The organism is Enterococcus sp. B2E4 (assembly GCF_030499455.1).
In the GTDB taxonomy this organism is placed as follows: Bacteria; Bacillota; Bacilli; order Lactobacillales; family Enterococcaceae; genus Enterococcus_D; species Enterococcus_D casseliflavus.
Genome location: NZ_JAUKPK010000037.1, coordinates 1 through 300, shown reverse-complemented (window position 1 = coordinate 300; position 300 = coordinate 1). Strand labels below are relative to the sequence as shown.

Sequence of the window (300 nt, the reverse complement as noted above, 5' to 3'; positions counted from 1 at the left end):
CAAAGTTTTCATTTCTTCTTCATTCCCTCCACAATCGGGGTGTAACTTCAAAGCTAACTTTTTGTAGGCTTTTTTCAATTCTTCCAATGTTTCAACGTTTTTAATGTATTTCATTTTTATCATTCCTTTTCTTTTTGATTTTTGGCTTTTTGACAACCATTTTTGTTAGGCGTTTGAGGAAGTGAAGCTGTTTTCCTCGAATGGTAAAAGCTGTGAATGTTCTACATATCTTGTTCCTTTCTTTTTTCGTTTAGGTGGTTCATTTTCGCCAGTGTGTTCGTGTCGTTTGCTGTGACGAGA

General features: G+C 35.3%; 1 protein-coding gene. It reads right to left on the bottom strand.

Annotated features, from left to right (window positions below):
* Nucleotides 1-114: DnaJ domain-containing protein (locus Q1X33_RS16385; protein WP_301996811.1), on the bottom strand; the 114-nt coding region annotated here is incomplete at its 3' end.
* Between the last annotated feature and the right edge of the window lie 186 nt (nucleotides 115-300).